General features: G+C 69.8%; 12 protein-coding genes. 3 read left to right on the forward strand and 9 right to left on the reverse strand.

Annotation, left to right across the window (positions count from 1 at the left end):
- Positions 1–9: 9 nt before the first annotated feature.
- The gene (locus AB0J66_RS14210) at positions 10–828 is read left to right on the forward strand and encodes a YhjD/YihY/BrkB family envelope integrity protein (protein WP_364659758.1); all 819 of its coding nucleotides are present in this window, start codon (positions 10–12) and stop codon (positions 826–828) included.
- Between the two features lie 33 nt (positions 829–861).
- On the forward strand, positions 862–2454 hold the full coding sequence (locus AB0J66_RS14215) for an NAD(P)/FAD-dependent oxidoreductase (RefSeq protein ID WP_364659760.1): 1593 nt from the start codon (positions 862–864) through the stop codon (positions 2452–2454).
- Positions 2455–2730: 276 nt separating this feature from the next.
- On the opposite strand, the gene AB0J66_RS14220 is transcribed toward AB0J66_RS14215, so the two are convergent.
- Entirely contained in the window at positions 2731–4278 is a 1548-nt protein-coding gene (locus AB0J66_RS14220; RefSeq protein ID WP_364660249.1) for a Rieske 2Fe-2S domain-containing protein, read from the reverse strand.
- Between the two features lie 135 nt (positions 4279–4413).
- On the opposite strand from AB0J66_RS14220, the gene AB0J66_RS14225 reads away from it, so the two are divergent.
- The gene (locus AB0J66_RS14225; protein ID WP_364659762.1) at positions 4414–4650 is read left to right on the forward strand and encodes a DUF2631 domain-containing protein; all 237 of its coding nucleotides are present in this window, start codon (positions 4414–4416) and stop codon (positions 4648–4650) included.
- Between the two features lie 42 nt (positions 4651–4692).
- Here the strand turns inward: AB0J66_RS14225 and AB0J66_RS14230 are convergent, their stop codons facing one another.
- The 8 genes from AB0J66_RS14230 to AB0J66_RS14265 form a co-directional block, all read right to left on the reverse strand.
- Positions 4693–5901 (reverse strand): DivIVA domain-containing protein, encoded by a 1209-nt coding sequence (locus tag AB0J66_RS14230; protein WP_364659764.1) that lies wholly within the window; start codon positions 5899–5901, stop codon positions 4693–4695.
- A 37-nt stretch (positions 5902–5938) separates the two neighbouring features.
- Positions 5939–7114: a 23S rRNA (adenine(2503)-C(2))-methyltransferase RlmN gene (gene rlmN / locus AB0J66_RS14235; protein ID WP_364659766.1), complete on the reverse strand. Its 1176-nt coding sequence runs from the start codon at positions 7112–7114 to the stop codon at positions 5939–5941.
- Between the two features lie 31 nt (positions 7115–7145).
- Positions 7146–8174 (reverse strand): phosphatidate cytidylyltransferase, encoded by a 1029-nt coding sequence (locus tag AB0J66_RS14240; RefSeq protein WP_364659768.1) that lies wholly within the window; start codon positions 8172–8174, stop codon positions 7146–7148.
- Complete coding sequence (frr, locus tag AB0J66_RS14245; RefSeq protein WP_364659769.1) at positions 8174–8731, reverse strand: ribosome recycling factor; 558 nt, start codon at positions 8729–8731, stop codon at positions 8174–8176. Before frr ends, AB0J66_RS14240 begins: the two co-directional genes overlap by 1 nt.
- 41 nt (positions 8732–8772) lie before the next feature.
- On the reverse strand, positions 8773–9489 hold the full coding sequence (gene pyrH / locus AB0J66_RS14250) for a UMP kinase (RefSeq protein ID WP_364659771.1): 717 nt from the start codon (positions 9487–9489) through the stop codon (positions 8773–8775).
- Between the two features lie 104 nt (positions 9490–9593).
- Positions 9594–10424, reverse strand: a complete 831-nt coding sequence (tsf, locus tag AB0J66_RS14255; RefSeq protein ID WP_364659773.1) for a translation elongation factor Ts — start codon at positions 10422–10424, stop codon at positions 9594–9596.
- A gap of 35 nt (positions 10425–10459) precedes the next feature.
- Positions 10460–11365, reverse strand: a complete 906-nt coding sequence (gene rpsB, locus AB0J66_RS14260) for a 30S ribosomal protein S2 (RefSeq protein WP_364659775.1) — start codon at positions 11363–11365, stop codon at positions 10460–10462.
- Positions 11366–11585: 220 nt separating this feature from the next.
- Positions 11586–12227: a hypothetical protein gene (locus AB0J66_RS14265; RefSeq protein ID WP_364659777.1), complete on the reverse strand. Its 642-nt coding sequence runs from the start codon at positions 12225–12227 to the stop codon at positions 11586–11588.
- Between the last annotated feature and the right edge of the window lie 69 nt (positions 12228–12296).

Here is a 12296-nt window from a genome sequence, read left to right on the forward strand (position 1 = left end):
GCGGTCTCCATGCCCCGGTGGTTGATCTCCCTGTTTCGGCCACTCAAGGGTCGTGACCTCGCATTGCACGCTGCTGCCGTCACCTTCTACGCCGGGATCGCGGTGGTGCCGATCGCCTTGCTGGCGATCTGGGTCACCGGGTGGATCGCCGGGGCCGACCGGGTGCGCCGGCTGACCGGCCGTACGATCGGCGCCCTGCCCGACGCGATCGGCGCGCCGCACGCCCTCTCCGCCCTGATCGACGCCGGGCTGCACCTCACACCCTGGTTCGCTCTGGCCAGCCTGCTCCCGGCCACTTTCTACGGCGAGGGGTTGCGCCGGGCCTTCGTCTCCCTGCGCGCGCCCGGCAGCGAGCCTCTCGTGGGCTGGCGCGGCCGTCTGCTGTGGCTGCCGATCCTGGCCGCGGCGCCGGCGCTGCTGCTGGCGATGTTCCTCGCCCTCCCGGCGACCAGTGGCCTTTGGGAGCGCGGCGGGTGGTATTCGGTACTAGGCGTGGTTCTGTCGTTTCTCGCCTGCTGGCTGGTGCTCACGCCGGTGCTGATCTGGGTCTACCGGTACGTGGCCCCGGGCCGCCCGGCCTGGCTGTCCACCGTCCTCGTGGGGTCGTTCACCGCAGCCAACCTCTCCGGTTTTCTGCACGGTTTCGTGCTGTTCTGCTCCCTGCCGCTCGATTTGGGGGCGCCCTTCGGGGGCTTCGACGCCATCGGCGGCACGATCGCGGTCGGTCTCTGGCTCTATCTGTTCCACGTCATCGTCCTGGCCGGGTACGCGGCGACCCGCAGCGCGAGTACCTATGAGGCCACATATCGGGCACGAAAAGCTGAGTAGCGTTCACATAGCGCCGCGCTACGCTCACTCGTCATGACCACTCTCCCCCAGCGTTCCGACGTGGTGATCATCGGAGCGGGCCACAACGGCCTCGTCTCGGCGATCCTGCTGGCGCGCGCCGGCCTGAGCGTCACCGTGCTCGAGGCGGCGACTGTCATCGGCGGCGCCGCCCGCACCGAGCGCCCCTTCCCGGCGGCTCCCGGTCTGGGCCAGTCCACCGGCTCCTACCTGCTCGGGCTGATGCCGCCGGAGCTGCTGCGCACCCTCGACGTCGACATCCCCGTGCTGCGCCGCGACCCGCACTACTTCCTCCCCACGCCCGGCCCGGCCGGCTCGCCCTATCTGCTCTTCGGCCGCGACCAGGCGGCCACCAGGGCGCAGCTCGAGCGCTTCTTCTCCCGTCGCGACGTCGCGGCCGACGAGCAGCTCTCGGTGGAGATCGCCGCGCTGCGGGCCGACCTCGCGCCGGCCTGGCTCGAGGAGCCGGGGACGGTCGAGGAGATCGCCGATCGGTACATCCGGCCCCAGCTGCAGAGCACCTTCGTCGACCTCGTGCGGGGCTCGGTGGCCGACTATCTCGCGCGGTTCGGCTTCAAGAGCGAGTTGCTGATGAGCATGTACGCGGTGACGGACGGGCTCTCCGGCCTCAACGCCGGCCCGGACGACCCGGGCACCGGCCACAACTTCCTTGTGCACAACATGTGCCGCCTGCCCGGCTCGGACGGCACCTGGATGATCGCTCAGGGCGGCATGGGCACCGTGTCGCGGGTCTTCGCCGACGCCGCCCGCGCGGCCGGGGCCCAGATCCTGACCGGCGCCCCGGTGGCCTCGGTGACCGTGGACGGCGGCGCGGCCAGCGGGGTCGTGCTGGCCGACGGGCGCTCCATCGCCGCCCGCGTGGTCCTGGGCAGCTGCGACCCGTACAGGCTGATCGACCTCGTGCCCGAGGGCACGCTGCCCGCGTCGCTGACTTCGCACATGGCCGCGGTGCGCAAACCGGGGTCGACGCTCAAGCTCAACCTGGCGCTGCGCGGGCTGCCGCGGTTCTCCTGCCTGCCCGACGGCACGGCGTCGCCGTTCGGCTCGACCATTCACCTGCTGCCGGGCTCGGCCGGGCTGGCCGGGGTGCCGGGCACCGACTCGCCGATGGCGGCGCTGCGGGCCATGTGGGCCGACGTGCAGGCCGGCCGGCTCCCGGCCGAGCCGACCATCGAGTGGTATCTGCACACGACCGTCGACCCGTCGCTGCGGGACGCCGAGGGCAACCACTCGTCGGCGCTGTTCGTGCAGTCGGTGCCGTATGAGCCCGCGGGCTCGTCCTGGGAGGCCGAGCTGCCCGGCTACATCGACAAGCTGCTCGACATCTGCGAGCGGTACGCCCCGGGCACCCGCGACCTCGTGGTCGACATGATGCCGCTCACGCCGCCGGGCATCGAGGAGCACTTCGGCATCACCGGCGGCCACATCCACCACGTGGACAACACGGTCGCCTTCAACGAGCGCATGCCCTATTTCACGGGCCTCGACGGGCTGTACGCGGGCTCGGCCGGCACCCACCCGGCCGGCAGCGTCATCGGCGCCGCCGGCCACAACGTCGCCCAGCGCATCCTGAAAGACCTCGCCTGAGTCCTGGCCTCACGAACCTGAGTCCTGGCCTCGCGAACCTAAGTCCTGGCCTCGCGAACCTGAGTTCCCGGCCCACGAGAAAAGCCGCACCCCGCGCGTCCGGCGGGGTGCGGCTTTGTTTTTGACTTTGGGTTTCTGGGCGCAACCACTCACGCACGTCGCCGTGGTGGGGTGAGCGCTCTGGGCGCGCCAGCGCCCAGCTCACCCCGCCGCGGCCCTCGGCGGGAGCAGCGAACTGTACCCACCACCCCGCTACGACCCGCCCTTGATCTTGATTTACTCGCCTTTGCTGGCCCGGATCTTGTGGCCCACGCTGGTCAGGCAGCGCCCGCTGGGGAGGTCGAATTTCCAGCCGTGCAATTGGCAGGTCAGGACGTTGCCGTCAACCATGCCGAAGCGGCTGAGGTCGGCCTTGAGGTGCGGGCAGCGGCGCTGGACCGTCCAGTCGCCGAACTGGGTGTCCTCGGCCTCGACGGCCTTCTCGTGCTCGTCGTACCAGCCCTCGGCGTACTGCAGGCGCTCCTCGGAGAGGCACTTGAAGAACGCGTAGACGAACTCGTTGTACTGGCCGATGCGGGCGGCAGAGAAGCGGCAGGACAGGAAGAGCGAGTTGACCCAGTCACCCTCGTCAATGTGGATCAGGTGCTCGACCAGCGCTCGGCCGGTCTTGAAGCGGTAGCGGACCTTCTCGCCGGCGTAGGGGCGGACCTGCTTGCCGGGGAAGTCGACCACGATCGACTCGAGGATCTCGCCGGTCGGGCCGAAGCTGTCGGTGAAGTCGAAGCGGACCGGGCCGCCGACGCCCTGGGCCATGTAGATCGACTCTTCGAGCAGGGGCTCGATGCGCTTCTTGAGCTCGCCCAGCACGTCGATCTCGGGGTGCCGCCAGCTGGCCTTCTCGGCCGCGATGATCGGGGCCTTGCGCTCGCGCATCTCCTCGAGGTGCTGCTTCTTGTTCGCGAAGAACTCGTCGACCGGAACCGGGTGGGTGGTGGTCGCCTCTTTTTCCGACAGATCGGTCGTCGATCCCGGCAGCAGGACGATGCCGTTGGTGCCGCCGACCTTGGCGTACTCCGTCATGAAGACCGACTGGTCGGGGAAGATGTTGCCCTCGTCGCCGAAGATGTCGTTGAACTGGTAGAGCTCGTCGTCGAGGAAGCACGGCGGGCCGGCGATCGGGAAGACGTGGTCGGCCTTCAGGTCGTCGATGTAGCGCCAGGTGCGGTCGAACTGACGGTCGCGTTTCTGCTTGCCGAACGCGGTCTTGGCCGCGTCGGGCAGCTCGTAGACCATCGGGTACCAGATGGCGCCGGAGAACTGCAGCATGTGGGCGTGCACGTGGCCGAGCTCGGCGAACCGGCTCAGGTCGGACGGGCGCGCGTCGTTCTGGTTGAGCACCCGGATGCCGTCGTGCTCGACCCAGAGCGAGGAGTCGCCGATCGGGCCGTCGGTGGGGCTGATCAGCGCCTGGATCATGATCTTCAGGCCGCCGTCGAGCTCGTGCACCTCGTCCGACTTGGTCTTCAAGAAGCTGGTGAAGCCCAGGTCACGCAGCTCGTCCTCGAGCTGGCTGGTCGGGTACTCCGGCAGCAGGACGGTGGCCTTCTTGTTGATGTAGCGCTTGAGGTGCTCGGCGTCGAAGTGGTCGCGGTGCAGATGCGACACGTAGAGGTAGTCGACGTTGCCCAGCGTCTCCCAGTCGAGCTGGGAATTGTCCGGGAAAGGGAACCATGACGCGAAGAACGCCGGATTGACCCATGGATCGCACAGAATGCTGCCGGCGGCGGTGTCGATCCGCATGCTCGCGTGCCCAGTGCCTGTGATCCGCACCGTTTAACTCCCTCGATCCAAGAACCCGACCGCATCGAAGGTACCGGGTCCGGGTTGGTGGGCCGCGCGCGGAGCCGCCGTGCGAGACTGAGCAGGAGTAAGAAGGCCTTGGACGGAAGGACTCCGGCGGTGTCTGCGGAAGAACATGATGAGGTCTACGCCCCCGACCAGCTCAAGCCGGGCAACCGGCGGCGGGGACAGAAGGGCGCGATCATCTCGGCGATCGTCATCCTGATGTTCTTCTGGGGCAATCACGAGGGCAACACCGAGAACATCTGGCTCGTCGTGTTCGCGGTCGGCCTGGTCGTCGCGGTGATCGCCGACGCCGTCCTGCGGCGCCGTGGCCTGCGGCCCAGCGAGCAGTAACCCTTCGCCACGAAAAAGGGGCCCGGCCGGGCCCCTTTTCCTTTATCGGCGTCGGGTGAGGATGTCCTTGACCTCGCGCAGCGCGGCGTCGACCTCGGCCTCGAAGTAGCCACCGGGCACCAGGCCGAACTGCAGCATGTCGAGGTCGTTCTCCGGTACGGGCATCGGCCCGCGCCCGGTCATCGCCTGCAGGATGCCCTCGAACAGCCGGTCCACCTGCATCGGGTCGTAGCCGCTGCCGAAGCGCCGCGGCTGGAACGTGCGGCGCAGCTGGTCGACCCGGTAGAGCTCACCACCCGGCTCGCCCATCGGCGGCGGCAGCTGGGGCTGCGGCGGGCCGCCGTAGCCACCGCCCTGGGGCGGGCCGCTCATCGGGGCGTTGCCCATCGGCGGGCCACCCATCGGCGGGCCACCCATCGGGGGTCCGCCCATCGGCGGGCCGCCCATCGGCGGCGGGGCGCCGTAGCCGCGCGGGTCCTGCTCGCGGGGCATGCGGATCTCGGCCGTCATGTCGGTCTTGCCGTGCCGGCCGGCCTCGAAGCCGTCGAAACCGCCCGTGTTCTCGAAGCCACCGGTGTTGTCGAAGCCCTGGTCGTAGCCGCCCTGGTCGTAACCGCGCGGATCCCGGGGGTCGCGCTGGTCCCGCGGGTCGTAGCCGGGCGGGGGCGGCGGCTGGGTCTGGCGCTGCGGCAGCTGAGGCTGCGGCGGCTGGCCGTAGCCGGTCGGCTCGTCGAACCGGCCCGCATACGGGTCGGGGGCGGGCATCTGCGGGCGCTGCGGCATCTGCTGCGGCTGCATCCGGTCGGGCGGCGGCATCCTGTCCGGCATCCGGTCGTCCCGGATGGGCGGGGCCGGGAGACGCTCGGTGGGCGGCGCCATCCGGCCGGCCGCCGCCGCGTTGATGCTGCCCGTGTTGGCGCCGGCCGGTGGCCGGGCGAAGCTGCCGGTGGTGAGGCCGCCGCGCAGCGAGTCACGCATCGGGTCGGGCGCCGGGGCGCCCCGGCCGCCGCGGTCCTCGAGCTCGGCCAGCTGGCGCTCGACGCGGTCCAGGTGGAGGTCGACCTGCCACTCGTCGTAGCCGCCGAAGCGCACGCGGAAGACCACGTCGTGCACCTCCTGCGCGCCCACGGGCGGGCCGGACTGCTCGCCGGCCAGGGTGGCCTCGACGCGGTCCAGGAAGGCGTCGACCTCATCGACCTTGTAACCGCGGCGCAGCGCACGCCGCCGGAAACGCTGCCCCTGACTCGTCACAACGTCTCCCACTCCGCTCGCTGGGACCTACGCCCAGTCACTGTGCCACCTCCGGGTCGGCCGCGCCCCCAGCGCTCGCCTCCGTAAGCTCGCCCGCGGCCAGCTGGCCGCACGCGCCGTCGATCTCCCGGCCCCGGGTATCGCGGACCGTCGTCGACACCCCGGACTCGCGGAGGCGGCGGACGAACTCGCGCTCGACCGGTTTCGGGCTCGCATCCCACTTGCTGCCCGGGGTCGGGTTGAGCGGGATGAGATTCACATGCGCCAGCTTGCCGTGCAAGAGCTTGCCGAGCAGGTCGGCACGCCAGGGCTGATCGTTGACGTCCCTGATCAGGGCGTACTCGATCGAGATCCGGCGTCCCGTCTGCGCCGCGTAGTCGAACGCGGCATCGAGCACCTCGGCCACCTTCCAACGCTGGTTGACGGGCACTAGCTCATCGCGCAGATCATCATCGGGGGCGTGCAGGGACAGCGCAAGGGTCACGTTCAGGTCTTCGGCCGTCAGGCGGCGCATAGCGGGCACTAGTCCCACGGTGGAGACGGTTATGTGCCGTTGCGAAAGTCCCAGGCCCTCCGGGGCCGGGGTGGTCAGCCGGCGGACCGCCTCGATGACCCGCGGGTAGTTGGCCAGTGGCTCGCCCATGCCCATGAAGACGACCCGGGACAGCCGCGGAGGCGAACCGGTGACCGCGCCCGACGCCGCGACCCCGGCCAGGTAGACCACCTGGTCGACGATCTCGGCGACCGACAGGTTGCGGGTCAGGCCCTGCTGGCCGGTCGCGCAGAACGGGCAGGCCATGCCGCAGCCCGCCTGGCTGGAGACACAGGCCGTGACCCGGTCCGGGTAGCCCATCAGGACGCTCTCGACCAGCGCGCCGTCGTGCAGCCGCCACAGGGCCTTGCGGGTGGCGCCCTCGTCGCAGGCCAGCTCGCGGACCGGGGTCAGCAGGTTGGGCAGCAGGTCGCCGGTGAGCTTGGCGCGCGTCTTGGCGGGCAGGTCGGTCATCTCGTCGATGTCGCGCACGAGCCGGCCGAAGTAGTGGGTGGAGAGCTGCTTGGCGCGGAACGCGGGCTCGCCCAGAGCGGTCACCGCGGCCTGCCGGGCGGCGAGATCCATGTCGGCCAGATGGCGCGGGGGCATGGCGGGGCGGCGGCGGGTGGTGACCGCGTCGGGCTTGTCGGGGCTGGTCGGGATGACCGGAAGAATCGTCATGGCAGAACAAGTCTCGCACGCTCGGGGAAGTTCACTGGGCCCACGCGATCAGGGCGAAGAGCAGGTACGCGGTGGGGACGGCGAACAGGATCGAGTCGAGCCGGTCCATCAGGCCGCCGTGGCCGGGCAGCAGACTGCTCATGTCCTTGACACCGAGGTCGCGCTTGAGCATCGACTCGGCCAGGTCACCCACGACCGCGACCACCGAGAGCACGGCGCCGAACAGCAGGCCCCAGTACACCTGGATGTCGAGCAGGAAGTACAGCAGCAGGGCGCTGCCGATGGCCGAGGCGCAGATCGAGCCGGCGAAGCCCTCCCACGTCTTGCCCGGGCTGATCGACGGGGCCATCTTGTGCTTGCCGAAGAACACACCGGTCGCGTAGCCGCCTGTGTCGGAAAGCACCACGGCCAGCAGCGTGCACAGCACCCGCCATTTGCCGTCCTCGTCGCTCTCGGGAAGAAAGAGCAGGATGCCGAAGCTGAGCAGGAACGGCACGTAGACCGCGACCAGGACGCTCGCGGTCAGATCACGGCGGAACGCCTCGGCGCCGTCGGCCAGCCGCCAGACGACCGCGGCCAGCACGGTGACCACCAGGCCCAGCAGCAACGCGTCGGTGCCGCCGTACCAGGCCAGCCCGGTCATCAGGACCGCGCCGGCGACCAGCGGGACGACCGGGGCGTTGGCGCCCGACGAGCGTAGGGCCCGGGTCATCTCCCAGACACCGACGCCGGAGGCGACCACGATCACGGCGAAGAAGGCCGGGCCCCAGAAGAGCAGTGAGAGAAGCACCACCAGGACCAGGCCGACGCCGACCCCGATGGCGGCCGGCAGGTTGCGGCCCGCGCGGCTGGTCGTGGGCTCGCCGGGGCCTCCGCCCTTGGCCCGGCGGCGGCCCGGGCCGCGCTTGGGCTCCTCGGGCTTCACCACCGGCAACTGGTTGGTCGGGACGTCCTCGGCCGCGTGCCAGGCTTTGTCGCCGGGCACGTCATAGGCGTACGGCGCCGGCACGCCCGTGTCGTCGCCGGAGGTGCGCCCGGCACGCGGATCGAGGTATGACATCAGACCTCGAGCAACTCGGCTTCCTTGTGCTTGACGAGCTCGTCCACGACGGAGACGTAACGGTGGGTCACGTCGTCGAGCTCCTTCTCGGCGCGACGGCCGTCGTCCTCGCCGGTCTCGCCGTCCTTGACCAGACGGTCGATCTGCTCCTTGGCCTTGCGGCGGACGTTGCGGATGGCCACCCGGCCCTCCTCCGCCTTGGTCCGCGCGATCTTGATCATGTCGCGGCGGCGCTCCTCGGTCATCTGCGGCAGGTGGATGCGCAGCTGGGTGCCCTCGTTGTTCGGGTTCACCCCGAGGTCCGAGTCGCGGATCGCCCGCTCGATCGGGCCGAGCTGGGAGGCGTCGTACGGCTTGACGATCACCATGCGCGGCTCCGGGACGCCGACCGAGGCCATCTGCGTCACCGGCGTGGGCGCGCCGTAGTAGTCCACCACGATCTTGGAGAACATGGCCGGAGTGGCCCGCCCCGTGCGAATGGCGGCGAACTCCTCCTTGGCGTGCTCGACCGCGCTCTCCATCTTTTCCTCGGCCTCGAAGAGGGTCTCGTCGATCACCGGCTCTTCTCGCCTCCTTGCTTTTCTCGTTGGTGCGGGGACTAGGCGGTGATCAGGGTGCCGATTTTGTCGCCACTCACGGCGCGCACAATAGTGTCGTCGCCCTCCGCCCCGAAGACGAGCATGGGGAGCTTGTTCTCCTCGCAGAGGCTGAAAGCGGCCTGATCGGCGACGCGCAGCCCGCGCTGGAGGATCTCCTGATAGGTGGCGGTGTCGAGCTTCTGCGCGGTCGGATCGAGGCGCGGGTCGGCGGTGTAGACGCCGTCGACGCCGTTCTTGCTCATCAGCACGATGTCCGCATGGATCTCGAGCGCGCGCTGGGCGGTCACCGTGTCGGTGGAGAAGTACGGCATGCCCGCGCCGGCGCCGAAGATGACCGCGCGGCCCTTCTCGAGGTGGCGGATGGCCCGCAGCGGGATGTACGGCTCGGCGACCTGGGCCATCGTGATCGCGGTCTGCACCCGCGTCTCGATGCCCTCTTTCTCCAGGAAGTCCTGCAGGGCGAGCGCGTTCATCACGGTGCCGAGCATGCCCATGTAGTCGGCGCGGTTACGGTCCATGCCACGCTTCTGCAGCTCGGCGCCGCGGAAGAAGTTGCCGCCGCCGACCACGACGGCGACCTGGATGCCCCGGCGGATGACGGTGGCGATCTGGCCGGCGATGCCCTGCACGACGTCGGGGTCGACGCCGACCGCGCCACCGCCGAACACCTCGCCGGAGAGCTTCAGCACGACGCGCTTGGGCTTGTCGGTCACCATCGAGACCCGCCTTTCCTTAGTACTCAGCTGAGACCTTATGTGAGGAGGAGGCCGGACGCAGAATCGCGTACCCGGCCTCCCTAGCCTCTAGCTCGGCAGCCGGATTACTCCTGGCCGACCTCGAACCGGACGAACCGGGTGATGTTCAGCCCGGCCTCCTCCGCGATCTGCTTGACCGTCTTCTTGTTGTCGACGACCGACGACTGCTCGAGCAGGACGTAGTCCTTGAAGAAGGAGTTCACCCGGCCCTCGACGATCTTGGGCAGAGCCTTCTCGGGCTTGCCCTCCTCCTTGGCGGTCTCCTCGGCGATGCGGCGCTCCGACTCGACGACCTCGGCCGGCACCTCCTCGCGGGTGAGGAAGCGCGGGCGCATGGCGGCGATCTGCATGCCGATGCCCCGGGCGTCCGCGTCGGCCGCCTCGTCGTTCTTGCCGGTGTACTCGACGAGCACGCCGACCTGCGGCGGGAGGTCCTGCGCCTTGCGGTGCAGGTAGACCGCGACGGTGCCGTCGACGATCACGAAACGGTTCAGGACGATCTTCTCGCCGATCTTGGCGGAGTACTCCTGGATCGTGTCGGCGACCGACTTGCCGTCCTCGAGCACCGCGGCCGAGAGGGCGGCGGCGTCGGCGAGCTTGTTCTGCGCGCCGAACTCGACCAGACGCTGACCCAGCGCGACGAAGTCGGGGGTCTTGGCGACGAAGTCGGTCTCGCAGTTGAGCTCGAGCAGCGCGCTGCCCGAGTGGGCCACGATGCCGTTGGCGGCGGTGCGGCCGGCCCGCTTGCCGACGTCCTTGGCGCCCTTGATGCGCAGGAACTCGACGGCCTTGTCGAAGTCGCCGTCCGCCTCGTCGAGGGCCTTCTTGCAGTCCATCATGCCGGCAGCGGTGAGATCGCGGAGCTTCTTCACGTCCGCGGCGCTGTAGTTAGCCATGACTCTCTCTCGATGTCAGTTCGGGATTGGCTGACTTACTCGGCGGGTGCCGTGGCGGCCGGCACGGGCTCGGCCTCCGCAGCGGGCGCCTCAGCAGCGGGCGCCTCGGCGGCGGGCGCCTCAGCAGCGGGCGCGTCGGCGGCCTTCTTCTCGGCGCCCTCGTACAGGTCGCGCTCCCACTCGGGCAGCGGCTCGCCGGCGGCGACGGTGCCCGGCTCGGGCTTCTCGTCGGCGCCACCACGGCCACGGCCGGAGCGGGCGATCAGACCGTCGGCGACGGCGGCGGCGATGACCTTGGTCAGCAGCTCGGCCGAACGGATCGCGTCGTCGTTGCCCGGGATCGGGAAGTCGACCTCGTCCGGGTCACAGTTGGTGTCGAGCACCGCGATGACCGGGATGCCCAGCTTGCGGGCCTCGTCGACGGCGATGTGCTCCTTCTTGGTGTCCACGACCCAGATCGCCGACGGCGTCTTGGTCATGTCACGCAGACCGCCGAGGGTCTTGGTGAGCTTGGTCTTCTCGCGGAAGAGCTGCAGGGTCTCCTTCTTGGTGTACCCGGCGGCGGTGCCGCTCAGGTCACCCAGGGCCTCGAGCTCCTTCATCCGCTGAAGGCGCTTGTACACCGTCTGGAAGTTGGTGAGCATGCCGCCCAGCCAGCGGTGGTTCACGTACGGCTGGCCCACGCGGGTCGCCTGCTCGGCGATCGCCTCCTGGGCCTGCTTCTTGGTGCCGACGAAGAGGATGTGGCCACCCTCGGCGACGGTGTCCCGCACGTACGCGTAGGCCTTCTCGATGTAGTCGAGGGTCTGGCGCAGGTCGATGATGTAGATACCGTTGCGCTCGGTGAAGATGAAGCGCTTCATCTTCGGGTTCCAGCGCCGGGTCTGGTGCCCGAAGTGGACACCGCTCTCCAGCAGCTGGCGCATGGTCACGACGGCCATGGTGGGTAGCTCCCTGTGGTCCCTGGTTGTCACGCTCACCGGCGGTGAGCGTCCTGGCGCCCGGTCGCCGGCCACAGTCGGACCCGAGATGATCGAGACCAGGGAGGGCCGTCGCTGCCGAGGGGTTGACCTGGCAGAGGGCGCGCGAGGTCGGCCGCACTAGGCGGTCGCCGTCGACCAGCATACGCCAATCCGGGGGAAGCCCCCTTCCGGGTCGCGCTCAGGCCACCGCCAGGCCCGCCGCGACCAGCAGGATCAAACCCACCGGGAGGTACGCCACGGGCGGGCGCACCCAGGCCTCGCGCCCGGTCGGGCCGCCCTTGGCGAGCGCGAACAGGCCGACGCCGCTGAGCGTGAAACCCAGCGTGAGAAGGACCGCCGGCACGATCGCGCGGGGCGTGGGATCGCCGGTGAACGTCGCATCGATCAGCAGCCGCACAACCGGGATCATCAGGACAATCATGACGATCGCGACAAGGAAGGACGTCGTCGACCGCTTGGACTGATACACGGGCGTGCGGGGCGTGACGGGCGGCACCAGGGCGGTGGGCTCGGCCACCGGCGCCGGCTCCTTCTCCACGGCCGGCGGCTTGATCGTCGGGTACTCCGGGCCGCGGACGGGGATCCGGGTGTCCGGTTCGGCCGGCCGGGCGTGACTGCCGGTGTCCGAGACGCCGTACGGATCGACGGCCGGCCGCTGATCGGGCAGCCGGAACGCGCCGCTCGGCCGCTCGTGGATGCCCGAGTCGTACGGGTTGCCGACCTGATGGGAACCGGAGACGTCGGGGCTGGTGCTTCGGGAGTACTGGCCGCCTGAGTACCAGCTCGGCTCGGAGTCGTCGGCGTAGCGGTGTCCTTCCACGATGTCGCAACTTAGGTGACCAAGGACGCCGATGCCACACGTGGGCCCATAACACACCGATCTGGTGAC

It is taken from the genome of Actinoplanes sp. NPDC049598, assembly GCF_040675435.1.
In the GTDB taxonomy this organism is placed as follows: domain Bacteria; phylum Actinomycetota; class Actinomycetes; order Mycobacteriales; family Micromonosporaceae; genus Actinoplanes.

Bases quoted from the DNA above. Each gene is read 5' to 3' on its own strand.
- AB0J66_RS14210 (WP_364659758.1), top strand. From the start codon at position 10: ATGCCCCGGTGGTTGATCTCCCTGTTTCGGCCACTCAAGGGTCGTGAC.
- AB0J66_RS14215 (WP_364659760.1), top strand. From the start codon at position 862: ATGACCACTCTCCCCCAGCGTTCCGACGTGGTGATCATCGGAGCGGGC.
- rlmN (WP_364659766.1), bottom strand. From the start codon at position 7,114: ATGACGATTCTTCCGGTCATCCCGACCAGCCCCGACAAGCCCGACGCG.
- AB0J66_RS14240 (WP_364659768.1), bottom strand. From the start codon at position 8,174: ATGTCATACCTCGATCCGCGTGCCGGGCGCACCTCCGGCGACGACACG.
- pyrH (WP_364659771.1), bottom strand. From the start codon at position 9,489: ATGGTGACCGACAAGCCCAAGCGCGTCGTGCTGAAGCTCTCCGGCGAG.
- tsf (WP_364659773.1), bottom strand. From the start codon at position 10,424: ATGGCTAACTACAGCGCCGCGGACGTGAAGAAGCTCCGCGATCTCACC.
- rpsB (WP_364659775.1), bottom strand. From the start codon at position 11,365: ATGGCCGTCGTGACCATGCGCCAGCTGCTGGAGAGCGGTGTCCACTTC.